Source organism: Vibrio xiamenensis (assembly GCF_900100015.1).
Lineage (GTDB): Bacteria > Pseudomonadota > Gammaproteobacteria > Enterobacterales > Vibrionaceae > Vibrio > Vibrio xiamenensis.
This window is the reverse complement of record NZ_FNDD01000035.1, coordinates 22,373-46,857: the sequence shown is the minus strand read 5'-3', so window position 1 is coordinate 46,857 and position 24,485 is coordinate 22,373. Positions and strand designations below refer to the sequence as shown.

General features: G+C 47.9%; 39 protein-coding genes and 1 pseudogene. 38 read left to right on the top strand and 2 right to left on the bottom strand.

The genetic code is table 11. The annotated features are described in order from the left end of the window. Position 1: 1 nt before the first annotated feature. The 28 genes and pseudogenes from BLS03_RS21695 to BLS03_RS21570 all read left to right on the top strand — a co-directional run bounded on the left by BLS03_RS21695 (position 2) and on the right by BLS03_RS21570 (position 18,199). Positions 2 to 778, top strand: a complete 777-nt coding sequence (locus BLS03_RS21695) for a phosphotransferase family protein (protein WP_093278872.1) — start codon at positions 2 to 4, stop codon at positions 776 to 778. Between the two features lie 39 nt (positions 779 to 817). Next, positions 818 to 1,051 (top strand): cysteine-rich CWC family protein, encoded by a 234-nt coding sequence (locus BLS03_RS21690; RefSeq protein ID WP_093278870.1) that lies wholly within the window; start codon positions 818 to 820, stop codon positions 1,049 to 1,051. After that, positions 1,000 to 1,182: a hypothetical protein gene (locus BLS03_RS25495; RefSeq protein WP_143015675.1), complete on the top strand. Its 183-nt coding sequence runs from the start codon at positions 1,000 to 1,002 to the stop codon at positions 1,180 to 1,182. Before BLS03_RS21690 ends, BLS03_RS25495 begins: the two co-directional genes overlap by 52 nt. Before the next feature lie 40 nt (positions 1,183 to 1,222). Further along, positions 1,223 to 1,630 (top strand): GFA family protein, encoded by a 408-nt coding sequence (locus tag BLS03_RS21685; RefSeq protein WP_093278928.1) that lies wholly within the window; start codon positions 1,223 to 1,225, stop codon positions 1,628 to 1,630. Positions 1,631 to 1,692: 62 nt separating this feature from the next. Continuing rightward, a pseudogene (locus BLS03_RS25980) lies at positions 1,693 to 1,932 on the top strand (nucleotidyltransferase domain-containing protein); the annotation flags it as partial. 606 nt (positions 1,933 to 2,538) lie between these two features. Continuing rightward, positions 2,539 to 3,006: a GNAT family N-acetyltransferase gene (locus BLS03_RS25975; protein ID WP_245696766.1), complete on the top strand. Its 468-nt coding sequence runs from the start codon at positions 2,539 to 2,541 to the stop codon at positions 3,004 to 3,006. Positions 3,007 to 3,160: 154 nt separating this feature from the next. Next, complete coding sequence (locus BLS03_RS21675) at positions 3,161 to 5,569, top strand: putative bifunctional diguanylate cyclase/phosphodiesterase (protein ID WP_093278866.1); 2,409 nt, start codon at positions 3,161 to 3,163, stop codon at positions 5,567 to 5,569. Positions 5,570 to 5,645: 76 nt separating this feature from the next. Then, a complete protein-coding gene (locus BLS03_RS21670) occupies positions 5,646 to 6,182 on the top strand; it encodes a GNAT family N-acetyltransferase (RefSeq protein ID WP_093278864.1) in 537 nt (178 codons plus the stop codon). Continuing rightward, positions 6,179 to 6,700 (top strand): GNAT family N-acetyltransferase, encoded by a 522-nt coding sequence (locus BLS03_RS21665; protein WP_093278862.1) that lies wholly within the window; start codon positions 6,179 to 6,181, stop codon positions 6,698 to 6,700. Before BLS03_RS21670 ends, BLS03_RS21665 begins: the two co-directional genes overlap by 4 nt. Positions 6,701 to 6,764: 64 nt before the next feature. Further along, the gene (locus BLS03_RS21660) at positions 6,765 to 7,151 is read left to right on the top strand and encodes a nuclear transport factor 2 family protein (protein ID WP_093278860.1); all 387 of its coding nucleotides are present in this window, start codon (positions 6,765 to 6,767) and stop codon (positions 7,149 to 7,151) included. 4 nt (positions 7,152 to 7,155) lie between these two features. Continuing rightward, positions 7,156 to 7,650, top strand: coding sequence for a DinB family protein (locus BLS03_RS21655; RefSeq protein WP_093278858.1), 495 nt, complete (start codon positions 7,156 to 7,158; stop codon positions 7,648 to 7,650). A gap of 103 nt (positions 7,651 to 7,753) precedes the next feature. After that, positions 7,754 to 8,272 (top strand): pyrimidine dimer DNA glycosylase/endonuclease V, encoded by a 519-nt coding sequence (locus tag BLS03_RS21650; protein WP_093278856.1) that lies wholly within the window; start codon positions 7,754 to 7,756, stop codon positions 8,270 to 8,272. 72 nt (positions 8,273 to 8,344) lie between these two features. Then, positions 8,345 to 8,725, top strand: a complete 381-nt coding sequence (locus BLS03_RS21645; protein ID WP_093278854.1) for a SpoIIAA family protein — start codon at positions 8,345 to 8,347, stop codon at positions 8,723 to 8,725. Positions 8,726 to 9,091: 366 nt separating this feature from the next. Next, entirely contained in the window at positions 9,092 to 9,334 is a 243-nt protein-coding gene (locus BLS03_RS21640; protein ID WP_218122031.1) for a hypothetical protein, read from the top strand. 89 nt (positions 9,335 to 9,423) lie between these two features. Next, positions 9,424 to 10,053, top strand: a complete 630-nt coding sequence (locus BLS03_RS21635) for a LysE family translocator (RefSeq protein ID WP_093278850.1) — start codon at positions 9,424 to 9,426, stop codon at positions 10,051 to 10,053. Positions 10,054 to 10,321: 268 nt separating this feature from the next. After that, positions 10,322 to 10,522: a hypothetical protein gene (locus BLS03_RS21630; RefSeq protein WP_218122030.1), complete on the top strand. Its 201-nt coding sequence runs from the start codon at positions 10,322 to 10,324 to the stop codon at positions 10,520 to 10,522. 43 nt (positions 10,523 to 10,565) lie between these two features. Beyond that, positions 10,566 to 11,009, top strand: coding sequence for a GNAT family N-acetyltransferase (locus tag BLS03_RS21625; RefSeq protein WP_093278846.1), 444 nt, complete (start codon positions 10,566 to 10,568; stop codon positions 11,007 to 11,009). 4 nt (positions 11,010 to 11,013) lie between these two features. After that, a complete protein-coding gene (locus tag BLS03_RS21620) occupies positions 11,014 to 11,499 on the top strand; it encodes a GNAT family N-acetyltransferase (protein ID WP_245696758.1) in 486 nt (161 codons plus the stop codon). A 90-nt stretch (positions 11,500 to 11,589) separates the two neighbouring features. Next, entirely contained in the window at positions 11,590 to 12,285 is a 696-nt protein-coding gene (locus tag BLS03_RS21615) for an SDR family NAD(P)-dependent oxidoreductase (RefSeq protein ID WP_093278842.1), read from the top strand. Between the two features lie 184 nt (positions 12,286 to 12,469). Further along, positions 12,470 to 12,820 (top strand): DUF805 domain-containing protein, encoded by a 351-nt coding sequence (locus tag BLS03_RS21610; RefSeq protein WP_093278840.1) that lies wholly within the window; start codon positions 12,470 to 12,472, stop codon positions 12,818 to 12,820. 173 nt (positions 12,821 to 12,993) lie between these two features. Next, positions 12,994 to 13,179, top strand: a complete 186-nt coding sequence (locus BLS03_RS21605; RefSeq protein ID WP_093278838.1) for a hypothetical protein — start codon at positions 12,994 to 12,996, stop codon at positions 13,177 to 13,179. A gap of 150 nt (positions 13,180 to 13,329) precedes the next feature. Further along, complete coding sequence (locus BLS03_RS21600; protein WP_093278836.1) at positions 13,330 to 13,755, top strand: GNAT family N-acetyltransferase; 426 nt, start codon at positions 13,330 to 13,332, stop codon at positions 13,753 to 13,755. A gap of 3 nt (positions 13,756 to 13,758) precedes the next feature. Beyond that, entirely contained in the window at positions 13,759 to 14,232 is a 474-nt protein-coding gene (locus BLS03_RS21595) for an HIT family protein (protein ID WP_093278834.1), read from the top strand. Position 14,233: 1 nt separating this feature from the next. Next, positions 14,234 to 14,836, top strand: coding sequence for a DUF2238 domain-containing protein (locus BLS03_RS21590; protein ID WP_093278832.1), 603 nt, complete (start codon positions 14,234 to 14,236; stop codon positions 14,834 to 14,836). A 91-nt stretch (positions 14,837 to 14,927) separates the two neighbouring features. Next, the gene (locus tag BLS03_RS21585) at positions 14,928 to 15,836 is read left to right on the top strand and encodes a DMT family transporter (protein WP_093278830.1); all 909 of its coding nucleotides are present in this window, start codon (positions 14,928 to 14,930) and stop codon (positions 15,834 to 15,836) included. A 94-nt stretch (positions 15,837 to 15,930) separates the two neighbouring features. Then, on the top strand, positions 15,931 to 16,356 hold the full coding sequence (locus BLS03_RS21580) for an MAPEG family protein (RefSeq protein ID WP_093278829.1): 426 nt from the start codon (positions 15,931 to 15,933) through the stop codon (positions 16,354 to 16,356). Between the two features lie 210 nt (positions 16,357 to 16,566). Continuing rightward, a complete protein-coding gene (locus BLS03_RS21575) occupies positions 16,567 to 17,535 on the top strand; it encodes a D-2-hydroxyacid dehydrogenase family protein (protein WP_093278827.1) in 969 nt (322 codons plus the stop codon). 73 nt (positions 17,536 to 17,608) lie between these two features. Then, positions 17,609 to 18,199: a hypothetical protein gene (locus BLS03_RS21570; protein ID WP_093278825.1), complete on the top strand. Its 591-nt coding sequence runs from the start codon at positions 17,609 to 17,611 to the stop codon at positions 18,197 to 18,199. A gap of 41 nt (positions 18,200 to 18,240) precedes the next feature. Here BLS03_RS21570 and BLS03_RS21565 read toward each other — a convergent pair whose 3' ends face one another. Continuing rightward, the gene (locus BLS03_RS21565) at positions 18,241 to 18,879 is read right to left on the bottom strand and encodes a MarC family protein (RefSeq protein ID WP_093278823.1); all 639 of its coding nucleotides are present in this window, start codon (positions 18,877 to 18,879) and stop codon (positions 18,241 to 18,243) included. Positions 18,880 to 19,073: 194 nt separating this feature from the next. Here BLS03_RS21565 and BLS03_RS21560 point away from each other — a divergent pair, with 194 nt between their 5' ends. From BLS03_RS21560 to BLS03_RS21535, 6 genes are all read left to right on the top strand, one after another. Further along, positions 19,074 to 19,499, top strand: a complete 426-nt coding sequence (locus BLS03_RS21560) for a bifunctional diaminohydroxyphosphoribosylaminopyrimidine deaminase/5-amino-6-(5-phosphoribosylamino)uracil reductase RibD (RefSeq protein WP_093278821.1) — start codon at positions 19,074 to 19,076, stop codon at positions 19,497 to 19,499. 98 nt (positions 19,500 to 19,597) lie between these two features. Continuing rightward, positions 19,598 to 20,143, top strand: a complete 546-nt coding sequence (locus tag BLS03_RS21555) for a cysteine hydrolase family protein (protein ID WP_093278819.1) — start codon at positions 19,598 to 19,600, stop codon at positions 20,141 to 20,143. A gap of 95 nt (positions 20,144 to 20,238) precedes the next feature. Further along, on the top strand, positions 20,239 to 20,712 hold the full coding sequence (locus BLS03_RS21550) for an NYN domain-containing protein (RefSeq protein WP_093278926.1): 474 nt from the start codon (positions 20,239 to 20,241) through the stop codon (positions 20,710 to 20,712). Between the two features lie 73 nt (positions 20,713 to 20,785). Further along, positions 20,786 to 21,277: a GNAT family N-acetyltransferase gene (locus BLS03_RS21545; protein WP_245696756.1), complete on the top strand. Its 492-nt coding sequence runs from the start codon at positions 20,786 to 20,788 to the stop codon at positions 21,275 to 21,277. 8 nt (positions 21,278 to 21,285) lie between these two features. Continuing rightward, positions 21,286 to 21,642 carry a MerR family transcriptional regulator gene (locus BLS03_RS21540; RefSeq protein WP_093278817.1) on the top strand — a complete coding sequence of 119 codons (357 nt, stop codon included), beginning with the start codon at positions 21,286 to 21,288 and terminating at the stop codon, positions 21,640 to 21,642. A 92-nt stretch (positions 21,643 to 21,734) separates the two neighbouring features. Then, positions 21,735 to 22,121: a carboxymuconolactone decarboxylase family protein gene (locus BLS03_RS21535; RefSeq protein WP_093278815.1), complete on the top strand. Its 387-nt coding sequence runs from the start codon at positions 21,735 to 21,737 to the stop codon at positions 22,119 to 22,121. A 79-nt stretch (positions 22,122 to 22,200) separates the two neighbouring features. Here the strand turns inward: BLS03_RS21535 and BLS03_RS21530 are convergent, their stop codons facing one another. After that, complete coding sequence (locus BLS03_RS21530) at positions 22,201 to 22,443, bottom strand: RNA recognition motif domain-containing protein (protein ID WP_093278813.1); 243 nt, start codon at positions 22,441 to 22,443, stop codon at positions 22,201 to 22,203. Between the two features lie 221 nt (positions 22,444 to 22,664). Here BLS03_RS21530 and BLS03_RS21525 point away from each other — a divergent pair, with 221 nt between their 5' ends. The 4 genes from BLS03_RS21525 to BLS03_RS21510 all read left to right on the top strand — a co-directional run bounded on the left by BLS03_RS21525 (position 22,665) and on the right by BLS03_RS21510 (position 24,339). Further along, the gene (locus BLS03_RS21525) at positions 22,665 to 22,880 is read left to right on the top strand and encodes a VF530 family protein (RefSeq protein WP_093278811.1); all 216 of its coding nucleotides are present in this window, start codon (positions 22,665 to 22,667) and stop codon (positions 22,878 to 22,880) included. A gap of 30 nt (positions 22,881 to 22,910) precedes the next feature. Next, positions 22,911 to 23,201, top strand: coding sequence for a YkgJ family cysteine cluster protein (locus BLS03_RS21520; RefSeq protein ID WP_093278808.1), 291 nt, complete (start codon positions 22,911 to 22,913; stop codon positions 23,199 to 23,201). Between the two features lie 33 nt (positions 23,202 to 23,234). Beyond that, positions 23,235 to 23,582 (top strand): DUF4144 family protein, encoded by a 348-nt coding sequence (locus BLS03_RS21515; protein WP_093278806.1) that lies wholly within the window; start codon positions 23,235 to 23,237, stop codon positions 23,580 to 23,582. A gap of 139 nt (positions 23,583 to 23,721) precedes the next feature. Then, entirely contained in the window at positions 23,722 to 24,339 is a 618-nt protein-coding gene (locus BLS03_RS21510) for a pentapeptide repeat-containing protein (protein WP_245696754.1), read from the top strand. Positions 24,340 to 24,485: the final 146 nt, after the last annotated feature.

The following is a 24,485-nucleotide window of genomic DNA, read 5'->3' as shown; positions in this document are numbered from 1 at the left end:
TATGGAGCAAAAAGATTTGGCTCAAATGGGCGCCGCCGGTGTCATTATTACCGAATTTGAAGGGATTCGCTGCGTGCGTAAAATCCTCGCTTCGCGCACTGAAATTGGCTTTTATCAGCAAGGCGCAAAGGCGCTGTCGGGGGTCAATACTCCCCATCTGATCGCTGTGCAAGGGCGTGATCTACTGATTGAATACCTTCCCGAGCGGTTGACACTCGAACAAGTGAACACCTGCATCAACACGTTTGAGCAGCTTGCGACCATTCATCGCAGTGACTATCAACCGCAATTTGAACTTAAAGCCCATCAATGGCCAAGAGAAGCGAGCGAACGCGCGTTACAAACTCTGCAACTTCCAAAGCGCAGCCAGCAAAGTCTGCGGGCGATCCAGCAAATCAGCGCTGAACTGTTTGAATCCGATACTCTGATTTCAGGCGATAGCAATCATGGTAATTGGGGGGCTCGGCATAACGGCCAGCGCGTATTGTTTGATTGGGAGCGCTTTGGCTATGGTAGCCCGGCGATTGATCTGGCGCCGTTGGTATTTGACCTTGGCGATATCAGCGCTTATCAAACCATTGTTGAACGCTACTTGCGCGGCGGCGGTATCGGCGAGGCCGAGTCGCTTATTCGTCACCTAATCATCGCCAAAGCATGGCTGGTAGTGGAAGTGACCAACATTTTACAGGCGCGCAATAAACCCGATGCCGAGCGCTATTTTAATTGGTATCGGCAAAATTTGCCCGCTTGGCTCGAGCAAATAGAGAATCATTTTTAATTTAGACCAGCAACAACGCGAACCAAAGGAACCGCCGCTATGAAGATTACCTCACTCGCGCCCGATCCGCTGATTTGCCCGTTATGCGGTAAACCTAATTCGTGCGTTAACCTCGGCGCTAAAGACATTCATAAAACCTGCTGGTGTAACGACCCGAATATCCACTTTAGCAATGAGCTTCTGGAACAGATTCCGGCGGACAAACGGCGCAAGGCTTGTGTATGTCGAGCATGCGCTTTGGCATTTATGCGCAAAAATACCTCGCCAGATTAACCATCAAACTTGAGGTTTGGCTACGTAACGAATCGAGTGTTAATCGCTTAACTATCGGCTATTTAGCGATTGGCGCCGCGGCCTATTTGCGTTATTTTGAACGTCGGACTGCAGTAAGCGATGAACACTAACTGGTAGTAAATGGATGGCCGTAACATTAAAGGGAAGCCGATGAATAACACAATCACAGGTGGCTGCGTATGTGGCGCAGTGCAATTTTCAGTTCAAGACGAGTTTATACATTTCTTTTTGTGTCACTGTGAGCAGTGCCGCAAGATGACGGGCTCAGCTCATGCCAGCAATCTGTTTACCCGTATTGATAATATTCAGTGGTTAAAAGGTGAGAGTTCGGTGCGTCGTTACGATCATCCAACACGAACGTTTTCACAAGCATTTTGTCTGCATTGTGGCTCTGGTCTGCCGTTTGTGTCGAAAAGTGGTAAAGCCTTGATTGTGCCAGCTGGCAGCTTGGACAGTGAACCAGCCAAAACGCCTGAGGCGCAAATTTTCTGCGCCGAACAAACCGAGTGGCACAAAGCGGGAATGCAAAGCCCTAAATTTAGAGGTTTTGTCGAGTAATCTCTCCATCAATACAGTGCGCCGCCGGTTAATCATCGCGGCCAAACTCAGCAAAGGAAACCATGACCCACACCAAAGTACCGTCAACGTTGCGTGGCGTTGAAGCGACCAATGCCATTACCAATCTCTGCGCGCCTTTGCGAATTCAGCCAGAATTTTCTGAGCTGGTGGATGCGCTATTGAAACGTCTAACTGCGCAGTTTGGTGCGCGTTTGCACAGTGTGTATCTGTACGGCAGTGTCGCTCGCGGCCAAGCGCGACCTTATCACTCCGACCTTGATGTGTCTTTGCTGCTAAGTGCGCCAAGCACAGAAGACCAACCTGCCTTTGCGGCCATAGCTGCAGGCTTAGCGGCGGATTATCCAGTGGTGAGTAAAGTGGACTTGGACCCTGGTTATGTTGCCGAGGTACGTCACTGGCGCGAAAAATATCGTTGGCAGTTTTGGCTCACGCACTGCTGTGGCTGCGTTTGGGGCCAAGATTTAAGCGTTGAGTTTTCGCCGCTTGCACCTAATCAATTGATTGGTAACGAGCTCAATTACGATCTTAAGCAGGTAATGCAAACCACGCTCGCGACGTTGACGGAACAAAATGCGTCAGTGAGTGGCAAAATGGCGGCGAAAAAGATTTTACGCAGCGCTTATTTGTCGGTGGCTGAAAAGGACGGCAGTTGGTATAGCGATTTGAATTCGATGCTTGATGTTAGCGTGGCGTATTACCCGCAAGAGGCGAGCGCGCTACAAAACGCGTTTCAAATCGCCCAAGGAGAACGTTCATCCCTAGCCCAAGTGGCGGCGATGCTTGAATATTTTGCAAGCAGCGAGCTGGCGACGCAATTAGAAACCGCGCCGCGCTATTCGCAAAACTCAAATCAGAATAACTCTGAGGTCATTACGATACGCGATTTCATGCCGGCGGATGCAAAAGCATTGTGGGAGGTGTATTTCCATACCATTCGCAATATCAATTGCCGCGATTATTCACCGCAGCAAGTGCAGGCTTGGGCGCCGAGAGATTTTGATTTTGCTCTATGGCAAAAGCGAGTTACGGAGTTAAAGCCATTTGTTGCGTTGGTGAATGGTGTGATTGCAGGATACAGCGACTTGCAGCAAGACGGTTTGATTGATCATTTCTTCTGCCATCATCAGTTTCAAGGCAAGGGGGTTGGCCGTGCTCTGATGTCGCATATTTTTGCGCTCGGCGAGCAGCGCGGCATTACGCGCTATTACTCCCATGTCAGTCTAACTGCGCGCCCATTTTATGAGCGAATGGGCTTTGAGGTGGTGAAACAGCAGACCCTCGATGTGCGAGGCCAGCAGCTCACCAATTTTGTGATGCAAAAACAGCGCATCGGAGTTCGTTTAGCGAATTGTTAAGCGGCGCTATTGGATTGATATGGGCATGAAGTTGCATTTATAAGCTCATAATAATTGATGATATATGTGCAATTAAGTTGATGAATTAATAATAGAAATGGACAAAAATTTATAAACTACTAGGCTATTAGCATCGGGACTTAGGTGTGATGTTATGCTTGAACTGTTTGCTCTGCAGATTGTGGTTTTTTCAATCTTTCCTCTTTACTTTACGTCGCTACACGGCTCAATTCGTAAAGCCGCTTTCTACATCTATATTGCGCTAGTGCTGCTGATTGGCGGCTTTTTTGGCAATGTCTATTCACTACCGATTAGCCCAGATATCAACGTCTCTGGCGGCAATTTGTGCTACGGCGCGTTTATGATGTCGGTGGTAATGTTTGTGCTGGTGGAACGCGATGTATTGATCCTGCGCCATATCGTCAAGTTGGTGGTGCTGGTGGATTTATTCAACGTGATTTTTTCGGCGTTGGTGGCAGAAACGCTTCAGCATCAAGCGGTGATCAATCCACATAATATTTCAGCGCAACTGTTCAATGTCTCCACGGCGTTTATTATTTTGGGCGGCGTGTTAATTCTGCTCGAACTGCTGACCTTATTGTTTGCGTTTGAAAAACTCAAAAAGCTCAATCTGGGTTTTATTATTACTGGTTTGCTGTATGTGGCGCTGTTTATTGCGGTACTGTGTTTTGATGGCATCGCGTTCCCACTGATTGCGTTTGGTTTTAGTCCTGAAATCGTCGCGATTGTGTTTGGCGGTTTGGATGGCAAAGTGTTAACCGCCAGCGCTTATGCGGTGCCTTTGCTGCTGTTTGTACTTCTCAAGCGCCACACATTTGTCAGTTACCTGCAAGCCGACGATTTTCGCTGGGGATTATTGTTTACCACCAGCCGTCAATTGCTCGATGAGATGGAAAGCAAAAACTATCAGCTTGAGCAAGCCGCGACGGTATTTAGCAATGCCAGCGAGGGCTTGGCGTTTGTGAATGGTGATGGCCGCATTTTGCACGCCAACGAGACATTTTGCGCCATGCTCGGTTTGGATAGCGGCAATTTTTCTGAGCAATATCGAGTGGTTGGAGCGCTGTTTCAAATCGATGGCCGGTTTATTGATCTTGACACTGTGCTCAGTGAGCAGTGGCGCGGTGAGGTTCACTTTGGTGACGGTTATCAGCATCAAGGCTTGCTAGCAGTCAACCAAGTGGTGTCGCAGCAAAATAAGCAGGCGACGTTCGTGTTTTCACTGGTCAATATCGACGAACAAAAACGTGCTCAGCAACGCTTAAGTTATTTGGCGCGTCATGACCAATTGACCTTGCTGCCCAATCGCCGTGTGCTCGACGAGCATTTGTCTGCAATTGCCAATCAAAGTGCCACTTTGTTAGTCATTGACCTCGACCACTTTAAAGACGTTAACGACAGTTACGGCCATGGCGCCGGTGACAATGTGCTTAAACACGTTGCGGCGCGGTTAACTCAAGTGCAAAACAATCATCGCCAGCAGATTGATATTCTGTCGCGAACTGGCGGTGATGAATTTGCGCTGTTAATTAACAGCAGTGATTTGACTTTGGTGGAACGGATCATTGCCGACATTCAAAGTTTGTTAAAGCCCGAAATGCAGATTGGCGAGCAGACCGTCATTTACGCCTCGGCAACCATCGGCGCCAGCATTCAGCGTGGCGGCGAAAAGCGTAATTTATTGCAAGAAGCCGACGCCAGCCTATACGAAGCTAAGCGTCATCGCCGCGGCTCTTATGGCTTATATGAAGATCGCCTCACCGAGCAGAGCCAACGTAAACTGATGCTAAGTTTTAAACTTAAAGCAGCGCTGGAATCGCAAGGTTTGCAAGTGTTCTATCAGCCGCAATTTTCGCCTCATGAGTCTATGCCGGTCGGGGTTGAAGCGCTGGCTCGCTGGCATGATGATGAACTGGGCTGGATATCGCCTGCAGAATTTATTCCGATTGCCGAAGAGACCGGTAACATTGAAAAGTTGGGCCATTACGTGTTGCGCCAAGCCTGTTTTGATGGTGCCAGTTGGCATGCACTGGGTTTCGCGCAGCTCAAAGTTTCGGTTAACGTTTCCGCTTATCAGCTACGCTTTGGTCACTTTATTAATACCTTGACGGAAGTGCTTCAAGAGAGCCAATTTCCGGCACAATCTCTCGAGCTTGAATTGACCGAATCGGTGTACATTGAGCGCGAAAAAGAAGTTCTGCCGCTGCTTAATCAAATTAAAGCGTTGGGTGTCTGTTTGGCGATTGATGATTTTGGTACCGGTTACTCGTCACTGTCTTACTTATCTAAGATTCCGTGGGACACGCTTAAAATCGACCGCAGCTTTATCATCGATATTCCACAAAATGAAGAGCAGTGCCAGCTGATCTCTACCATCATCACCATGGCGCACGACCTGCGATTAACCATCGTGGTGGAAGGGGTTGAAACAGCAGAGCAGCTCGCGTTTGTTGAGCAGCGTGGCTGCCAATTTATTCAGGGCTATTACTATTCACCGCCACTGGATAAAACCCGTTTAGAACAGCGACTTGAACAAGGTTAATCAATGACTTGGATAAATGGTCTGGAATCGATATATTGATGGCTTCGCTCGCCCGTTTCACTCATAAGGATATGTTATGCCGTCGCTGTGCATCAAAACACCGCGTTTAACTCTAACTCCCATTACCGAAAACGACTGGCCGCTGTTTTTTAAACTCAATACTGACCCCAAAGTGATTGAGCTGTGTTTTGATCGAAAAGACGAGCTGCAGGTGCGGGAGAAGTTTGACGCGCGTTTGCAGCCGTGGGTTGAAGGTAGCGCCTCTTGGCTGACGTTAGTCATTCGTGATATCAAAACCCAACAACCCATAGGCGTCACCGGCTTTTTTACCACCGAAGATGGCGCGTATGAGGTGGGTTATTTGCTGCTTGCAGAGCACCATGGCAAACAATACGGCACGGAATCGTTGGCGGCTTTGCTCGATTGGGCAGTGCGAGCGCATCAGATTGGTGAGTTTCAAGCCGTGGTCACGGCCGGTAACATCGCGTCAGAGCGCGTCTTGATCAAGTGTGGGTTTTGGCTTGATGAAGTGGTGGAAAACGCCTATCAAATTGGCGGGCGTGTGTATGACGACCACATTTTCCGCTGGCGCGCGCCGAGCACTAACGCATGAATTTACTGACCCAATTATCCCTTGAATCGCTGCAACGCTTGATTGATGACCAGCCCCTCAAGTCCGATTCAAGCGTGCAGTTTTGCGCACAAGCTTGCCCGCCACCCCATGTTTTGCAAAGGTCAATACAACTTGCTCAGGCTGGTACTGCGACAAAGTGGGCGTTGCCGTACTTTATCTGTATGGAGAAAACTATTTGTATCGAGAAAACCATTTGTATCGAGCAAACGGTGGTTGGCAGCATTGGCTTTAAACAGGCGCCTCAACATCGGCAAGTCGAGATTGGCTACAACGTCGCACCATCAATGCAAGGTCGAGGACTGGCAACCTTGGCGGTGAAAGAATTGGCGCAAATCGCGTTTTCCGCTTCGCTCATTGATCAAGTGTACGCACAGATATCGCCGTACAATCACGCATCACTGAGCGTGGTAAAAAAATGCGGCTTTGTTTACCAACACAATGTCGTGGACGACGATGGGGAATGCTTACAGCGCTGGGTTCTGTCTCGCCCGGAATAGCCACTATTTTCCAATTCAGTGTTAACGCTGCAATTATCTTATACATCAACAAGGACCGATTTTTATGGATGCAAAAGCGGTGGTCATCGCGTATTGGCAAGCGATGCAAAGCAATGATTTTTATCACGCCAGTGAGTGGCTGAGTGAAGACTTTACCTGTGACTGGCCTCAGTCGGCTGAGCGCATTAAAGGGCGGGAGAATTTTGCCGCGATCAACAGCGCTTATCCTGCCAATGGCCGTTGGCAATTTGAGGTAATGTCTATCGTTGCCGAAGGAACGCAAGTGGTCACTAACGTGGCAGTCACCGATGGTGTCGTACGTGCCAATGCGATTACCTTTCACATTGTGAAAGATGGCTTGATTCATCGCCAAACCGAATATTGGCCAGATGATTACCCCGCGCCAGAGTGGCGCAGTGCTTGGGTCGAAACTCTAAACGTTAAGGAGTAAGGAAATGGATTTTAGTAAGGCGTTTGCCTATAAACGTTGGTCTAATCAAGAAATTCTCGATTTTGGTGAGCGCCAAGAGAGTCAGTTGCCTGGCGATGACCGCGAGTTTTTCGTACGGATTTTAAATCATACTGCGGTGGTGGATGCGCTGTTTATCAGCCGACTGCAAGGTTTGCCCGACCCATTTAGCGGCGACAATACGCCTGAAACGCCAAGTTTTGCCGAGCTGAGACAACGTATGTCGAGCCAAGACCAGTGGTTGTGCGATTACGTGGCTGCGCTCAATACGGATCAATGCCTGCGCCAGATTGCGTTTCGTTTCACCGATGGCGACACCGGGAGGTTGTCGGTGGAAGAAATTCTGCTCCATCTTTTGACTCATGGCAGCAATCATCGCGGTATGGCATCGCGCACTTTAGCATCCAATGGTTTAGAAAGGCCAAAAGATACGTTCACGCGGTATTTGCATCAAAGCGAGCCTGAGCGCCGTTTTGAATAGTGAGATTGCGGTTTTTGACGCCCTTGATAAGTAAGACTAATCCAATATCACAGCGAGTACGTATACAGAGACAGTGTTTAACTCAGGTCAGTTATGGCTAGCGATGAATATTTTTATCTTGGATCTCGATATCGAGCGCTGCGCTCAATACCACTGCGATCAACATGTGGTGAAAATGATTTTGGAAAGCGTGCAACTGCTTTGTACCGCGCTGAATAAAAAGGGGTTCACCACGCCCTACAAATCCACCCACATTAAGCACCCATGCGTATTGTGGGTGGAAGAATCTTACGCCAACTTCCAATGGTTATATCAACTTACTCAGGCCCTCAACCGTGAATACCAATTTCGTTACGCAAAGAGTGAGGATCACAAGTCGATGGCGGTGCTAAAACAGATTGGTGATATTCCCGAACTTAACCGCGCCTTCCCGCATCAAAGTCTTACCCCGTTTGCTCAAGCGATGCCCGATGAGTACAAAGTGGTCGACGACCCGGTATTGGCGTATCGCCGATTCTATTTAGGGGACAAATCTCGTTTTGCTAAGTGGAGTAAGCGTGAAGTGCCGAGTTGGTATCGTGATAACGCTTTTAACGGCGGCCTTTACGCTGATTCAATCTAAGGTTGCAGCTGGGCATTTTTTACCTGGGTGAGCCATGCTTACGATGACCATGCCTTTACCAAGGAGCAGATCATGAACATCAGCAAACATGGCGTTTCTATCGGGCTTGACCGTGTCGGCGAACACTTTTTTGTTGCCATCAAAGCGGTTGGCAAATTAACCCATGATGATTACCAACGGTTGGCTCCAATGTTGGAAGCCGCGTTAGCCAAAGTGAATGAGCCGCGCGTCAAAGTGCTGTTTGATGCCAGCGAGTTTGAAGGGTGGGAACTTAGAGCCGCTTGGGATGATTTCAAGTTGGGGCTTAGCCTGGGTTCTGAGTTTGACAAAATTGCCCTGTATGGCGAGCACGACTGGCAAGCGTGGGCGGCGAAAATCGGTGATTGGTTTATCAACGGCGAAGTGCGTTCGTTTAACGATTATCAGCAAGCCTTGAGTTGGTTGGCAAATTAAATCCAACACTCAGTTAAATAAAAACTTAGTTAAATAATGGATAAAATGCGGTTTTTAAGGGAGAGCGATGTGTACCAACTGTATTATTCACCCAATAACGCCAGCCTAGCGGCCTCTAGCGACCAATCCGCACATCAAAGCGGTGTGCGAAATCGAAGCGATTGATCTCACTGCCTATCAGTCTATTTGTTGATAACCTTCTGCTATGGCTGAATTTTTATATCACTGGCTTGTATTGAATTGGCAATTCAAATAATGTGGAGCAAGCCAATCGTCAGTCGCCCATGACTTGCAAAACTCTACTCAGGTTTGGCCCTTTTAACGCTTCCGTATTCATAACTGTGGTGGACAAAAAGTATGGTGACGATGCAGTTTTTAATCAAACATGATGTAGTGATAGATTGTGATGTGGACAGCGCAACCTACCCGCAAGAACTCGAACAATTGTTAAAGCAGGGCTTTGAGCTGTCTGGAAATACAATTAGCGCTCAAAGTCGGCAGCACGCGCGAGATTTATATCAGCAGCGTTATGGCGAGGATTTGGCGCAATATTCGATTGTTTCAAGTCTGCTTGAATTGCCTCAGATGCTAGGAGCAAGATGCGGATAAGCCTTATCGCCACAGCCGTCAGGTAAGAAGGGAAGATTTCGGTGTCGCTGAGCGAATTAAGGTTGGCGGCAAGTCACAAGGAGTAAGTGATGAGTTTGGAATTATGGTTGATGTTTTGCGCCGCGTATTTGCTCACGACGCTGGCGCCCGGGCCAAACGTGCTATTGGTGCTCAAGAACAGTCTGCAATATGGCTGGAAATCTGCGATGGTGACCATTTTAGGTAATCTAAGCTGCCAGCTGATTGTGGTCGGTTTGGTTGCGGTTGGGGTAGGTGAGCTCATCAGCCGTTTGCCTGCATGGTTTATGGTGATGAAGCTATTAGGCGGTGGCTATCTGATTTATCTGGGCGTTAAAAGTCTACTCTCTGGCGCTAAACGAACGCCAACCCAGCTCTCGGTTAGTGGCACGCCAGTTCGTCCGCGGCATTTATTTCTACAAGCATTTATGGTTTCGGCAAGTAACCCGAAAACGCTGATCTTCCTTTCGGCATTTTTGCCTCAATTTTTGGATATTACCCATCCCCATCTAGAACAGTTTTCAGCGATGTATTTATCGATATGCGCTATTGTCACCAGTGTGCATTTAGGTTATGCCTTGATGGTTAGCCGTCTTGGTCAAAGCGCCTTGTTTTCGGGCCTCGAAGCTAAAATGGCAAAAATCACTGGCGGACTGTTTATCACCATGGGCGGTGGCGTGCTATTGAGCTCGCGCAGTTAGTTAGCAGCTACAACGAGATCGACAAGTATTCGCTGCAAGTGCATGCAACCAATCACGCCGCCTTTGCCTTATATCAAAAGTTTGGTTTTGAAACGCAGGAACGCAGCGCCATGCGGCGTTTATCCGCGTTCAATATGTGGATGCTTTGGTGTTGGCACTGCAATGCTGACACTTTGGTTTATTGCTTGTGTCTTTTTAGCGCTTCACTTAGTCTTGAAAGCGATACTCGCCACCTCGGAATGTGGCTTACGATGGCAACAAGGAAGGCATGATGAATATTTCTCTTACAGTGATCAGTCAAGCAATCATCGGCTTGGTAATCGTGATGACGCTTCTCGGTTATTACTTGGGTAAACGTAAAACGGCAACGCCAAAAACTACCGCCGCGATGGCCGGTGCTTCGGCTTTGCTTCCGCCTGTCGCGCTGATTTTTTTGCTGGTGCTGATAACAAAAGACGATATTAAGTAGCGGCTTATTGTTCAAAAATTGGCTGATTAAATGTAGGTGGTAAATGGACGAATTTAGAGTCAGTAGCGACCCTAGCGAACTCGATTTTTCGGTGATTTATTCTTTTATCTCGACGAGTTATTGGGCTCAAGGGATTCCTCGTGAAACCCTGCAAAAGGCTATCGATAACTCCTTGTGTTTTGGGGTTTATACTCAAGATAATCAACAGGTTGGTTTTGCGCGCTTGGTTACCGACAAAGCAACCTTCGCCTATTTAGCGGATGTATTTATTGACCAAGCGTACCGCGGGAAAGGTCTGAGTAAGCGTTTGATAGAGGCTGTCACCATGCATCCTGAAGTGCAAGGTCTGCGCCGAATCGTGCTCGCAACGCGAGATGCACATGGTTTGTATCAGCAATTTGGTTTTAGCCCGCTGGATGACCCTGCGCTGTTTATGCAAATCGTTCGACCAAACATCTATCAGAAACACCCAGAAGAGCATGGTTAATCGCGTGTCTGAGTTTGATAGCTCGTTTACTTATCAATTGGTTACGCCTGAGCATCACGATTTCCAAGCGTTGGTTGCCGAGCTTAACGCCTCGTTAACCCGCCTTACGCAGGACAGCGGCGAAAGTTCATTTGTGGCTGAAGAGTATCATGCAGATAGCGACCGCTATGGCGTGGTTTACGTTGCGAACGAGCCTGTTGCGTGCGGTGGATTTCGCGCCTATGACGCCCAATGCGCTGAGCTTAAACGTATGTACTCCAAGCGCCAAGGCGCGGGCAGTTATCTGCTTGAGCAATTGCAACAGGCGGCCGCAGAGCTTGGTTATCAACACTTGATACTATCCACGCGGCGAGTCAACCAAGCTGCTGTTCAGTTTTATCGTAAACACGGCTATCAAGAGTGCACGCCCTATGGCAAGTATGTTGGTCGCGATGTTTCGATTTGTATGAGTAAAGTTTGTATGAGTAAAGATAGTACCGCAAACACTTAGCGTTTAAGCGCGCTTCAACCCGATTGCCTTGTGCTCAGAAATTCATCCTGCCTGACGACATCTTTCTCAGCCGTTAAACAAGGACATAGTATGCGTAATATATTGATCACCGGAGCCAATCGTGGTTTTGGTTTGGCACTCGCCAAACAAGCCTCACAGCAAGGCTATCAACTGTATTTGGTGGTGCGAAGTGAGAAGGCAAAGCAGCAGCTTAGCCAAACGTTAACAGGCGCCCAAGTATTGGTGTGTGATATTACCCGCGCGGATTATCAGACGCAGTTAAGTCAATGGCTTGGCGATGCCACCTTAGATGTCGTGATCAACAATGCCGGTTCAGGGACCCGAGCGCCGAGCCTTGAAAGCACAGAGCCGGAATTCTTGCGAAAAGAGCTTGAAACCAACTGCATTGCAGTACTGGCAACGGTCAAAGGCGCATTAGCCGCGTTGCAGCGCTCCTCTCAGGCTTTGGTTATCAACGTCAGTTCCAGACGCGGGTCACTCTCGCTGCAAGCCAATTTAGCCGCAAAAGGCAGTGGTTGTTCCTATTCTTATCGCATCAGTAAAGCGGCGCAAAATATGCTCACTCTATGTTTAGCCGATGATCTTGATGAGTTTGGGATTGCATTGGTTGCGCTGCATCCCGGGCGAATGTTGACCACCATGGCGGCCAAAGACGCGCATTTAACTGCAGAGCAATCGGCGCAAAAGTTGCTGACGTTAATCGCGCAAAATCAACTGAAAAGTCGCGAGTTTGTGTGTTTAGAAAGCGGAACTTTACCTTGGTAATCAATTAACTAACAATTTAAATTACAAACAAATTCTCGGCTTTTTCTTTAACTATTTGCTCAATAAGTCGCCTCATTGGCTATGTGGAAGACAATAATTTTGGCATTCGCCCACGTCACCACCGACCACCCACTCAGCGCTGGGTTGGTTGCAACGTTAGGACGCTAAATTGAGGAAATGAATTGTGAAATGGTTTATTCAGGCTTTTAAAAAATACGCGGTATTTAATGGTCGTGCACGACGCAAAGAATTTTGGATGTATTATTTGTTTTTAATAATTTTCATGGTGGTTGCTGCGGTTATTGACGCTGCTATGGGAAGCTTCGTGCTCAGTGCTGTTTTTACGCTGGTTACGCTGGTACCAACGCTGTCTGTGTACATTCGTCGTTTACACGACACTGGTCGAAGTGGCTGGTGGATACTGATTTCACTGATCCCATTGGTTGGCGGCCTAGTGCTGTTCTACTTCCTCATTTCTGATGGTGGTGTGGAAGACAACCAATACGGCGAAAGTCCGAAAATGGTTGCTGCCTAACCCTGACGTTGATGTAGTGGTTATTGATGAATGACGTGTTTAAAGGCTTTGAATTTAAATAGCGAATTGTTATTTGCTCATTAAATAGTGAATCAACCATGACCTTCTTATGACGTATGTCACTTTGCTTTGGCTACACTAAAAGTGTGACTTAAAGCATAAAGGACATAAGGATGAGAACCTATCTGTTATTGGCAGTGAGTTTGATGGTATTAAATGGTTGCCAATTGACGCGAGTCGAAGGGCGAATTCACGATGTTGATGTCAAAGCCAGCACGGGCACAAATCACGATCATGATACCAATGGTGGCCAGTTCTGCCCGCCAGGGCAGGCAAAGAAAGGCAATTGCCATTACTGATTGGCCATGTAACCCGCCGCGTGATAGTGACTATCGCGCGGCGGGTTTGTTTTTGCTGTAATGATTGGGTTGGGCGACTTAACGTTTCGCGCTACACTCGTCACCGTCATACCGACAAACATTCGCCGTTTAATCACAGGGAATTACCGAATGGACATTGTGGATTATCATCCCGATCACCTTTATGCGCTGCGAAAACTCTATTTGGACGTGCGTCGGCAAACCTTTACTTGGCTCGATACCCATCAATATCAACTCAGTGATTTTGACCGCGATACACTTGATGAGCAGATCTACGTTGCACTTTGGCGTGGTCAAGTGGCGGGTTTTATCTCAATTTGGCAGCCAGACCATTTTATTCATCACTTGTATGTCGACCCTCAATACCATCATCTTGGCTTGGGAAAAAATTTGCTTGCCAAAGCGCGAAGTGAACATGCAACATTGAGCCTTAAGTGTATGACGCAAAACGTGAAAGCAGCGCGTTTTTATGCATCACAAGGGTTTAAAGTCATCAGTCATCATCAAAACGATGAGGGTGGCTATCAGTTAATGCGGTATGGCGTAAAGGAGTAAAGTATGGGATGTGTGTTTTGTGATATTGCCAGCGGTAAGATCCCTTGTCATAAAGTGTGGGAAGATGACCGCCATCTGGCGTTTTTGTCGATTTTCCCCAATACCGACGGTTTTACCGTGGTGATTCCTAAGGCCCACCATAGCAGCTATGCGTTTGAACAAAGCGATGAGGTGCTGTGTGATTTGATCGTCGCGACCAAAAAAGTCGCCAATTTGCTGGATAAGGCGTTTGATGATGTTGGCCGCACCGGAATGTTTTTTGAAGGCTACGGTGTTGACCATCTGCACAGTAAATTATCGCCAATGCACGGCACCGGAAACAGCGCAGAATTTCAATTGATCGAGTCCAAAAGCAACAAATATTTTGCACGTTATGAAGGGTATCTGTCATCCCATGACTGCGAAGCCGCCGACCCGGAAAAATTGGCTCAGTTGGCGCAGATGATTCGCGCAGCAGATACCGAAACGAAGGAGTAATATGAAGCACGCACTGCTTTGGCTCGCGATATTTTTCGCGGCGTTTATTTGGTCTGCCATCCAACCTTATGACCGTTTTACTTGGGTACTGGAAGTGATTCCGGCGGTGATTGGTTTAGCCGTTTTAGCGCTGACTTATCGGCGTTTTAAGCTGACCGGATTGCTCTACAGTTTGATTCTCATTCACTGCATTATTTTGATGATTGGCGGCCATTACAGTTACGCTAAAGTGCCGCTGTTTGATGATTTTAAGCTGTGGTTTGATTGGTCGCGTAATAACTACGACAAACTTGGCCATTTCGCTCAAGGTTTCGTGCCTGCGGTCATTGTGCGTGAAATCGTGATTCGCCGCGGGATCATCAATGGTCGCGTGTGGCAAAACGTGTTTAGTGTGGCATTTTGTCTCGCTTTTAGCGCGTTTTATGAATTGGTTGAATGGTGGGTTGCAGTGGCAACAGGCGATGGCGCGGATGCGTTTCTTGGCACGCAAGGTTATGTGTGGGACACTCAGTCCGATATGGGCTTTGCCTTACTTGGCGCCATCATCAGTGTGTTGCTATTAAGTCGCTGGCACGACCGCCAAATGGCTGCGCTAAGCGATTAATTTTATTTCGCTCCTGATAGTCTGATTTTCAGGCGCGAGTTGTACTCTGGCTAAGCTGCTCTTGGCGACGCCATGTTTAAGTCGTAACTTTATGTCTCTCTCTTGGTTTTTCTCTATCCCTGTCGGCATTCGCTACATTGTGATGTCGGCGCTGGGCTTTTCTTTGATGACAGCGCTGGTGAAATTAGTCAGCGTTTATAATATGCCGCTAATGGAAATTGTCGCGGCGCGTTCGCTGGTCTCTTTTATCATCAGTTTTCTCGATGTGAAGCGCAAGGGCATCTCGATTTGGGGACATAATAAAAAGCTGCTTCTGGCGCGTGGTACGATGGGATCCATCGCGCTGATTTGTGTTTACTATTCGGTGTCGACCTTGCCGTTGGCAGAAGCGACCATTTTGCAATATTTGCATCCGGTATTTACCGCTTTGCTGGCGCTGATTTTCCTAAAAGAACGCATTCAGGGTTCAACCGTGATTTGTATTGCGCTGTGTCTGTTTGGTCTCATGTTGATGGTCAGCCCAAGTTTGATGGATACCCAGCACAGTGAATTGCCGCTGTTTAGCGTTGGCGCCGCGATGACCGGTGCGTTTTGCAGTGCGGTTGCATACGTGATTGTCAAACGCTTAAGTGGCAGTGAAGACAGTTCCGTGATCATTTTCTATTTCCCACTGTTGGCACTGCCATTATCGTTAGTGCTATTAGGCAATGATTTCGTGATGCCAAGTTGGGATGCGTTGTTAATGCTGATTTTCATCGGCGTGTTTACTCAGATAGGCCAAGTGGGCTTAACCAAGGCGATGCGCAGCGAAGTGGCCAACAAAGTAGCGGCATACTCCTATATTCAAGTGGTGTTCTCGATTATGTTCGGCTTGATTCTGTTTGGTGAATTGCCGCCCGTTTTAACTTGGATTGGCGGCAGCTTAATCATTGTCGGCGCTCTGATAAATATCTTGGGCAGCGTCAAGCCAAAGATCGCGGTGACAAAACCTGCGAATTGATGACTGTCTTTAAGTTGCCACAGCGATTGCGCACTTTTGCGCGCCGCTGTGGTGTAGACTATCAAGCTAATCCATTGAAAGAGAAATTGAAAATATGGAATTTACTCACTATCACACCGCTTTGTGGGGGATGGCACTGATCATTTTGATGACGGTAGCGCAGTGGCTGATTGCAACCGTTTCTAAAGCAGCACAGAAAGACGCGATACCCGGAAAAATTGATGAGTCGCTCAGCCATGACTCGTTTGTTTTCCGTGCTCACCGCACCTTTATGAACAGCATGGAAAACTTGCCGATGATGATGAGCTCGGCGTTTTTGGCGCTGTTTGTCGGCGCGTCACCAACTTGGACCAGTGTGTTTATTTGGGTGTTTTTGATCGCAAGGCTTGGCCATATGGCGCTGTATTACCGCATCGCCACCGAGAAAAACCCCAGCCCACGCAGCTACTTTTTTGCGCTTGGATTTTTTGCCAGCAGCGCATTATTGATCTTAAGTATGGTTACCTTAGCTGGGTTTTAATCGCCGCCTTATACTGGCGTCAGAGGCGATGTTATGGCCTCTTGACGCTATCCAGTCTCTATTTTTCGCCATTCCCACTTCAGTTAATCACATAATTTCAACTGCTTAATCACGTTTTTGCGTTGCTGCTATTCGTTTGGATCTGTAACTCGTTATAGTGAACGGGACGGAATCGGCTACACCGATTTCCTAACCTGCAAGGAGTGCCTAGTGAAGATAGCAATATTGGATGATTATCAGGATGCAGTGAAAAACCTAGCGTGTTTTGACTCGCTGCGTGGTCACGAGGTTAAAGTTCTCACTCAAAGCTATTCAGACCCTCAACAGTTGGCGGCCAAGCTACAAGGTGTTGAAGGCTTAGTGTTAATTCGTGAGCGTACTGAAATCAGCGAAGCGTTACTCAGATTGTTGCCTAGCCTGCGCGTGATTAGCCAGACGGGTAAAGTCAGCGCCCATATTGATGTTGCGCTGTGTGAGCGCTATGGGGTTCGCGTATTGGAAGGTGTCGGGTCGCCAGTGGCGCCAGCAGAGCTTTGCTGGGCGCTGATTATGGCGGCGTCGCGGTATATTCCTCAGTATTATTCGGCGCTGCAAAACGGCCAATGGCAACAAAATGGCGGGTTAGGGCTTGGCCGTAGCTTGAACGGTCGAACGCTTGGCATTTGGGGCTATGGTAAAATCGGTCAACGTATTGCAGGCTTTGGACGAGCATTTGGTATGCAAGTGCAAATCTGGGGCAGTGAAGCATCGCGACAGCAGGCGCAAGACGATGGTTATTTAGCGGCGCAAACTCGCAGTGCGTTTTTCGCCACATCTGATGTGTTGTCGCTGCATTTGCGCCTTAACGATGTTACCCGCAGTATCGTTACGGCAGAAGATCTGGCGCAGATGAAATCGGACTCGCTGTTTGTCAATATTAGCCGAGCAGAGCTGGTCGAGCCTGGCGCGCTGTATCAAGAATTGTTAGCGAATCCGAGTAAACAAGCTGCGTTGGATGTCTATGAGCAAGAGCCGACAGATAGCGCCAATCAGCCACTACTGAGCCTTGCAAACGTAACCGCTTTGCCACACTTGGGCTATGTGGAGCAAAACAGCTACCAGCTGTATTTTAAAGCCGCACTGGACAATCTATTGGCGTTTATTGCTGGCGAAAGTGGTGGAGATTCGATATCAGGTTAACATTTTACTTGCACTGACTGCGGCGATTTTGTTTAGTCTGCTATGAATGAAATTTGAGCAATAAGAGAGTGATATGTTGGGATTGCAACGCTTAAGACGTTGGCTATGGCGCTTTATGATGGTCGGTTTACTGGTCACCAATGTACTGACGTTAACCAGCGCTAAATTTTACGATTTCCTCTACAGTGCGGTCTCGCATCTGCCGTATCAAAACCTGTTAGTGAAGAGCAAAGCGGCGAAGATGAGCGCGCTGTCGGCGCAGAATCAGCGTTTGACTCAGCAAGCCAAATTACACAAAGCCAAGTTGGTGAAAGCGCACGGTTTGTCACGCAAAATAGCCAAACGCGTGGCGCGTAACGTGGCGATGAACGTGACTTCAGTCGTCGGAGAGTCACTGCCGTATGTGGGCATCGGTTTGATTGTCTCGGTCACCGCCGCGGATATTTATGATGGCTGTCAGACCATCAAAGACACCAACGCCATGCTTACACTGTTTGGCGAGGAGCCAGACAGCCACGAGCAGGATAGTGTGTGTGGTATGCAAGTGCCGAGCTTTTCTGACATCAGTAACTACGCTGGGCAGTACAGCGATAAAGCGCGCGATGCGCTGGACGAGTGGTTTGCAAAAGAAGGGCAACCCGAGCAAAGGCCGCCACTTAAATAACCGTGGATAGTATAAAGCCCGACAAGTCGGGTTTTGTTCGTTTAGTTATTTGCGTTTTGAAACAACAGCCAAGCATCGTGCACACCTTGGATCAGCATCTGCATCGCGATGATGGTTAATATCAGTCCCATCAATCGCGTAGTAATGCTAATCCCGCTTTTGCCAAACCGTTTAACGATTTTAGGTGCATAAACAAAGCACACAAAGGTAATTAAGCACAGCAGCGCAAAGGACACTATGGTGGCGATAATGTTAATCAGCTGCCCCGATGCTGAGTAGTTCATCGCTGTCGCTATGGTTCCTGGTCCAGCCAAAATTGGTGTGGCGAGTGGTGAGATTGCGATGTCGTTCTCTTCATCGGTATCGCCCGCATGATCGGTATGCATTTTTGAGCTATTGCCATGCAGCATATGATAGCCAACCAGAAACACTAACACTGAACCGGCAAGGCGCAGCGCGGGTAAGGTGATGCCAAACAGCTCAAAGATGCCTTTGCCGAGTAAACTGAATGTGGTGATGATCAAAAAGGAGCACAGCAGCGCTTTGATTGCCACTTGTTTACGCTCGGCATCATTTTTATCTGCGGTCATACCAATAAATACTGCGGTATTGGCAACCGGATTCATCATGGCAAAAAAGCCCATAAAAACGGTAATGGCCATGGTCGTCACATCATGCATAGCTGGTTTCACTCCAAATGAAATCTTAATTCAACCCTATCACTGTTAGACATCTGAAAAATAAAAATGACGTTATTGATTGAAATAAATAATGAAAAGATTGAGAAATTCTAAGTAGACGCTTGCTTTTCTACCTCGGCTTTGGTGATATGCCGCAATCGCTTTTCCTTACGCCTGACTCCGGAGTTTCTCTCATGAACGAAGATTTTATGCGCCGCGCGTTGGCGATTTCTCATCAAGCGCTACCCGAGTGCCAACCTAATCCGCCAGTGGGTTGTGTGCTGATCAAAGATAACCTTATCGTTGCACAGGGCTATACTCAGGCCATCGGTGGCGATCATGCTGAAGTCCAAGCGCTTAAAGCCTATAAAGGCTCTCTTAGCACGGTGACGGCCTATGTTACTCTTGAGCCGTGTTCATTTGTTGGCCGCACGCCAGCGTGCGCCAAAACCTTGGTCGAGCGCGGCATTGGCAAAGTCGTGGTCGCGATGCTCGATCCCGATCCTCGTAATAGCGGCAAAGGTATTGAGGTCCTCAAAAATGCCGGCGTTGATGTCGAGGTTGGGCTGCTTGGTGATGAGGTTGCGGAGTTTCTTACGCCTTACTTAGGTAAGTCATAGTTCGCCATATGCGTGACAATGTCACCAGGCCTGGCGTTTTAATTAAACGCTTTCTGTAATCGAAGGCTGTGATGGAAAACGATTTAAAAAGGAAGACCATGAAAACTGCACTGCTCGTTATTGATGTTCAACACGGATTATTTGCCCCAAACCCACAACCTTTCGAAGCAACCGAGGTTGTTGCGCGAATAAATGCGCTCACCGACTGGGCGCGAGCAAGTGAGTTGCCGGTGGTATTCATTCAACATGAAGAACCGGGCGACGAACTGGCTTATTTGAGTGAAGGCTGGCAATTGCAGCATGATTTAGAGGTGAAACCGAGCGATCTTCTAGTGCGTAAAACCACGCCGGATTCGTTTTTGCGCACTGAGCTGTTTGAACATCTTGATAAGCGCGGCATTGAACATGTGGTCATCTGTGGTTATGCGACCGAGTTTTGCGTCGATACCACCACCCGGCGCGCAGCAGGGCTTGGCTATGCGGTCACGTTAGCCGCTGATGCGCACACCACTCACGATAAAGCCCATGCCAGCGGCGAACAGATTCGTCGCCATCACAATGCAACCTTACCGAGCATCGGCAGCTTTGGGGTCAAAATTCAAGCATTAAGCAGTGAATCGATCATTGCCCCGCCAGTAGCTTAAGCTTCACGGGTTGGCGCACAATTTTTCAGGCTTTACCTTTTAATAGAATGTGAAGCCTGACGTTATTAGACAATGAGTTTATTGGAAAACCCATGATGGAAAAAGTCGTCGTTTTAGTTGATGTACAAAACGTGTATTACACCACCAGACAAGCGTTTAAACGCAATTTTGATTACAACCAATTTTGGGCGGTTGCGACCGAAGGACGAGAGGTGGTGAAGGCCTTTGCTTATGCCATTGATCGCGGTGACCAAAAGCAGCATGAGTTTCAAAATATTCTGCGCGCGATTGGTTTTGAGGTTAAGTTGAAGCCCTTCATTCAACGTGCGGATGGCTCGGCGAAAGGCGATTGGGATGTCGGGATTGCTATCGATGCGATGGAATACGCTCGCCAAGCGGACGTGGTGATTTTGGTGTCTGGTGACGGGGACTTTGACATTTTGGCCAACAAACTGCGCGTTGATGGCAATAAAAAAGTCGAAGTCTATGGCGTGGCCGAGTTGACCGCGCGCTCGCTAATGAATGAAGCCAGTGAGTTTATTCCAATCGGCGGCGATCTACTGCTGTAGATAAGAATAAGCCCATGTTAGTTTATTCCGCGCGGGTCAACAAAAGCCTCAACATAACGATTTATTGGAAGAGATGATGAAAGCAATGCCCGTAACACTTAGAGCGATTCGCAGCGATGAATTTGAGGCGTATCAACGCTATTTTATCGCTGCCTATAGCGAGGAAATTGCCGAGAATTTTGGCTTAGATGAAGAGCACGCTATGCGCCGAGCCAATCATGAATTTCAGCGCTGCTTTCCCGATGGTATCACCACGCTCGACCACGATCTCATGTGCATTGAAGCGCAGGTTGAAAAGCACACTCAGGTGGTTGGTTATTTATGGTTTAGCGCCAATTTAAGCGATCGCAGCGCCTTTATTTACGACTTTTTTGTGTTTGCGGAGCATCGCAGCATGGGCTTTGGTCAGCAGGCGCTTAAGCAACTTGAACACAAGCTTGCTGCGCTTGGAATGGAGCAAATAAAGCTTCGCGTCGCGTTTCACAACCAGCGTGCTTTGGCAATGTATCAAAAAGTCGGTTTTACGATTACCGGTTATAACATGGCCAAGCCCATCGCGGGCTAGGAGGTCTTATGAACATGCAGGCGTTTTCACGTCGCACCGGTGTGTCGGCACACACACTGCGCTACTACGAAAAAATTGGTTTGCTGGGGCAAGTGCAGCGCAACCCTAGCGGCCATCGTATCTATACCGATAAAGACTTCACTTGGATAAGCTTTATTCTGCGCTTAAAAGACACTGGGATGCCGCTAGAAGGTATTTTGCAATACGCTAAGCTTCGCGCCCAAGGCGCTAGCACCTGCGCCACGCGTCAATCGCTTTTAGAAGCACACCGGCAACAACTGATTGACCATATTCAAACTCAGCAGCAGCACTTAGCGGCGCTTGAGGCAAAAATCGAGCTCTATCAAAATGGCGAAGTCGCTTGACTTAGAGTGAACTCTAACTTTTAGGCTGTGGTTGTCGAGCCGATGATGTGTTGCGCATCATCGCTGTGTCTCATTAATTAGGAACTGCAGCTATGAACGAATTAAACTCCCAAGAAAGATATCACCGCGGCTTAGCCAAACTGAACCAAATTGATGGTGAAGCTGGCCAGAAAGTGGTTGAGAGCCTACAAGATATTTGCCCCGATCTTGCCAAGTACACCATCGAATTTCCGTTTGGCGATATTTATTGCCGTGACGGCCTGGATCTTAAAACCCGAGAGATTGCGACGGTTGCGGCGCTCACCGCCCTTGGTAATTGCCAGCCGCAACTGAAAGTGCATCTGCAGGCGGCGCTGAATGTCGGTTGTAGCGAACAGGAAATTAAAGAAGTGATCATTCAGATGGCGGGTTACGCTGGATTTCCAGCTGCGCTTAACGGCATGTTTGCGTTTAAAGAAGTATTGAGCGAAGCGTCATAATCGGCCTAAAAACCAACAAAGCCCGCGATAGCGGGCTTTGTTTTATGCGGCGTGAGCAAACATCATCGATGAAAGAGTATTATCTTTGCTCAGCGATTTTTACGCGAATTTTGCTCTTGGCAACATTGGTCATATGCAGGCTGGTGATCGCGGCTTTGGCTTCCTGTTCATCGGGCATTTCTACAAAGGCAAACCCTTTAGAAAGACCGGTGTTTTGGTCTAACACCAAAGAGCATTCAGTGACAGTGCCGTGGGAAGAGAACAGAACGCGGATGTCGTGTTCGGTCATGGAGCGAGCTAGGTTACGAACCAGAAGTTTCATAATGAACCGTGTGATAAACAAATGAGGCTAAATTGTCGCAGTTATTTTGCGACAAACCAAGTGAATTTATTGCCCTTAACAGAGCCTTGATTAATTTGACTTGCTGCGTGGTTGATGCTCTGGGTTCAAGGCATGCATACATGGCGGACAATTTGTGTTAGCGTGCCGCTGCTGCGCACTGTTTGCGTAGTGTAATTTCGCTGAACGTTGAGAGTTTCATCATGCAATCGCAGCCCAATAACCGGTTACACGGTATCAAGCTTGAGCAAATCGTGACTCAGTTAGTTGAACATTATGGTTGGCGCGAGCTTGCCAGTATCATCAATATTAACTGTTTCAAAACCGACCCAAGTGTTAAATCCTCGCTGAAGTTTTTGCGCAAAACCCCTTGGGCACGTGACAAAGTCGAAGCACTGTATCTTGATACGTTTTGTTAGTTGAGAGCAAGTGCAACCAAGGAGACGTCGATGAATATTGAGATTAAGCAAGAGCCGAGTGAAGAGGTGAGCTGCGCCAATTGCAAAGCGTGTTGTTGCCGCCTAGAAGTTTTGCTTATCACTGATACCGGCGTCCCAAAGCAGCATATCGCGGTTGATAAATGGGGCGGTGAAACCATGCTTCGCCTCGATGATGGCTGGTGTTCGGCCATGGACCGCAAAACCTATCGCTGCACTATCTATGAAAACCGCCCGTGGATCTGTCGTGAATTTGAAATGGGGTCGTATGAATGTCTGCAAGAGCGCGATGCTTGGTTGTAGCGCTGTGAGCGTAACGGAAATAGAAGGACGTTTATGATTGAGTTTCCAGCATTAGTTAAACTTGATGGCGACCACGAACTGCTGTTTGTGGCGACCCGTCAAGCTTTGCACACCGACGCCGCGCTGCAAGGTTTGATTGCCAGCGACCAAGATTGGCTGATCGACTCAAAAGGTCACGGCTTTGGTTTAAATACCTTACTTGAACATTCGAGCTTGGAGGCCGATGAAGTTAAGTTCGCGGTCAAAAAGCGCTTCACTCTGGATGACGTCATTTGCCTTATTCGTGAACATGAGTTTAGTCAGTGCCGAGTGTGCTTGGCGAAGATTTCCTTTCCCGACATTCGCGCCGCCGTTGCCTCTTTGGCGTTTGAGTACCCGTAACTTGGTGACAATTTCAACGCGGTTGCGCTAGGATGTTGACCACGGTTCGAAGCCACTGGATAACTGGACTGGCAGCCGTGCTTTAAGCGGTGAGTTTTGTTACAGTCGTTGCCAGTAACGATAGAAAAAGAAGTGCACTGTGAGCAATCCCTCCCTAGAAAACGGCATTGAAAGCCAGCAAAACTATTTTGAACACTCATTTAACAAGTTAGAGCTGATTGATGAAGACATCAGCCACAGTGAATTTGAGGAGTGTGAATTTTATGATTGTGATTTTTCATCCTCGCGTTTTGAACGCTGTAAATTCATCAATTGCCGCTTTGAGCGCTGCAATTTAAGTCTAGTTAATCTCACCTACACGCGGGTATTTGAAATCGAGTTTGTGGATTGCAAACTGGTCGGCATTGATTGGACTCGCGCCCATTGGCCAAGCTTTAATCTTGACCATGAATTGAGTTTTAAGCGCTGTATTCTTAACGACTGTTCGTTCTTTGGTTTAACCTTAAACGAGCTCAAACTCGATGAGTGTAAGCTTCATGATGCCGACCTGCGTGAAGCTGACTTGGCGCATGCGACGTTGACCTATTGCGATTTTCATCATGCGCTGTTTATGCGCACCAACCTTAACTGTGCGGATTTGACCGAATCGACCAACTTCCATATCGATGTACTGGAAAATACGCTAACCAAGGCGAAATTTTCTCGCTATGAAGCGCTTGCTCTTCTTGAGAGCCTAGGCATAGAGTTGGTCGACTAACTCAAATTGAGCGGTGCAGGCTTGTCAGAAATGACCGACTATGTGTTTGCGCTATGTCAATTCTCAATTAATCCGTGCCTGTCGCATTTTCGTTCCTAGGTTACCAAGCAGGTTTGAACTATGTTTAGCGCAGTTTTAATAACCCT

Coding starts and splice junctions, on each gene's coding strand:
- BLS03_RS21695 (WP_093278872.1), top strand. CDS start 2: ATGGAGCAAAAAGATTTGGCTCAAATGGGCGCCGCCGGTGTCATTATT.
- BLS03_RS21690 (WP_093278870.1), top strand. CDS start 818: ATGAAGATTACCTCACTCGCGCCCGATCCGCTGATTTGCCCGTTATGC.
- BLS03_RS25495 (WP_143015675.1), top strand. CDS start 1,000: ATGTCGAGCATGCGCTTTGGCATTTATGCGCAAAAATACCTCGCCAGA.
- BLS03_RS21685 (WP_093278928.1), top strand. CDS start 1,223: ATGAATAACACAATCACAGGTGGCTGCGTATGTGGCGCAGTGCAATTT.
- BLS03_RS25975 (WP_245696766.1), top strand. CDS start 2,539: ATGCCGGCGGATGCAAAAGCATTGTGGGAGGTGTATTTCCATACCATT.
- BLS03_RS21675 (WP_093278866.1), top strand. CDS start 3,161: ATGCTTGAACTGTTTGCTCTGCAGATTGTGGTTTTTTCAATCTTTCCT.
- BLS03_RS21670 (WP_093278864.1), top strand. CDS start 5,646: ATGCCGTCGCTGTGCATCAAAACACCGCGTTTAACTCTAACTCCCATT.
- BLS03_RS21665 (WP_093278862.1), top strand. CDS start 6,179: ATGAATTTACTGACCCAATTATCCCTTGAATCGCTGCAACGCTTGATT.
- BLS03_RS21660 (WP_093278860.1), top strand. CDS start 6,765: ATGGATGCAAAAGCGGTGGTCATCGCGTATTGGCAAGCGATGCAAAGC.
- BLS03_RS21655 (WP_093278858.1), top strand. CDS start 7,156: ATGGATTTTAGTAAGGCGTTTGCCTATAAACGTTGGTCTAATCAAGAA.
- BLS03_RS21650 (WP_093278856.1), top strand. CDS start 7,754: ATGAATATTTTTATCTTGGATCTCGATATCGAGCGCTGCGCTCAATAC.
- BLS03_RS21645 (WP_093278854.1), top strand. CDS start 8,345: ATGAACATCAGCAAACATGGCGTTTCTATCGGGCTTGACCGTGTCGGC.
- BLS03_RS21640 (WP_218122031.1), top strand. CDS start 9,092: ATGCAGTTTTTAATCAAACATGATGTAGTGATAGATTGTGATGTGGAC.
- BLS03_RS21635 (WP_093278850.1), top strand. CDS start 9,424: ATGAGTTTGGAATTATGGTTGATGTTTTGCGCCGCGTATTTGCTCACG.
- BLS03_RS21630 (WP_218122030.1), top strand. CDS start 10,322: ATGATGAATATTTCTCTTACAGTGATCAGTCAAGCAATCATCGGCTTG.
- BLS03_RS21625 (WP_093278846.1), top strand. CDS start 10,566: ATGGACGAATTTAGAGTCAGTAGCGACCCTAGCGAACTCGATTTTTCG.
- BLS03_RS21615 (WP_093278842.1), top strand. CDS start 11,590: ATGCGTAATATATTGATCACCGGAGCCAATCGTGGTTTTGGTTTGGCA.
- BLS03_RS21605 (WP_093278838.1), top strand. CDS start 12,994: ATGAGAACCTATCTGTTATTGGCAGTGAGTTTGATGGTATTAAATGGT.
- BLS03_RS21600 (WP_093278836.1), top strand. CDS start 13,330: ATGGACATTGTGGATTATCATCCCGATCACCTTTATGCGCTGCGAAAA.
- BLS03_RS21595 (WP_093278834.1), top strand. CDS start 13,759: ATGGGATGTGTGTTTTGTGATATTGCCAGCGGTAAGATCCCTTGTCAT.
- BLS03_RS21590 (WP_093278832.1), top strand. CDS start 14,234: ATGAAGCACGCACTGCTTTGGCTCGCGATATTTTTCGCGGCGTTTATT.
- BLS03_RS21585 (WP_093278830.1), top strand. CDS start 14,928: ATGTCTCTCTCTTGGTTTTTCTCTATCCCTGTCGGCATTCGCTACATT.
- BLS03_RS21580 (WP_093278829.1), top strand. CDS start 15,931: ATGGAATTTACTCACTATCACACCGCTTTGTGGGGGATGGCACTGATC.
- BLS03_RS21570 (WP_093278825.1), top strand. CDS start 17,609: ATGTTGGGATTGCAACGCTTAAGACGTTGGCTATGGCGCTTTATGATG.
- BLS03_RS21565 (WP_093278823.1), bottom strand. CDS start 18,879: ATGCATGATGTGACGACCATGGCCATTACCGTTTTTATGGGCTTTTTT.
- BLS03_RS21560 (WP_093278821.1), top strand. CDS start 19,074: ATGAACGAAGATTTTATGCGCCGCGCGTTGGCGATTTCTCATCAAGCG.
- BLS03_RS21555 (WP_093278819.1), top strand. CDS start 19,598: ATGAAAACTGCACTGCTCGTTATTGATGTTCAACACGGATTATTTGCC.
- BLS03_RS21550 (WP_093278926.1), top strand. CDS start 20,239: ATGGAAAAAGTCGTCGTTTTAGTTGATGTACAAAACGTGTATTACACC.
- BLS03_RS21545 (WP_245696756.1), top strand. CDS start 20,786: ATGATGAAAGCAATGCCCGTAACACTTAGAGCGATTCGCAGCGATGAA.
- BLS03_RS21540 (WP_093278817.1), top strand. CDS start 21,286: ATGAACATGCAGGCGTTTTCACGTCGCACCGGTGTGTCGGCACACACA.
- BLS03_RS21535 (WP_093278815.1), top strand. CDS start 21,735: ATGAACGAATTAAACTCCCAAGAAAGATATCACCGCGGCTTAGCCAAA.
- BLS03_RS21530 (WP_093278813.1), bottom strand. CDS start 22,443: ATGAAACTTCTGGTTCGTAACCTAGCTCGCTCCATGACCGAACACGAC.
- BLS03_RS21525 (WP_093278811.1), top strand. CDS start 22,665: ATGCAATCGCAGCCCAATAACCGGTTACACGGTATCAAGCTTGAGCAA.
- BLS03_RS21520 (WP_093278808.1), top strand. CDS start 22,911: ATGAATATTGAGATTAAGCAAGAGCCGAGTGAAGAGGTGAGCTGCGCC.
- BLS03_RS21515 (WP_093278806.1), top strand. CDS start 23,235: ATGATTGAGTTTCCAGCATTAGTTAAACTTGATGGCGACCACGAACTG.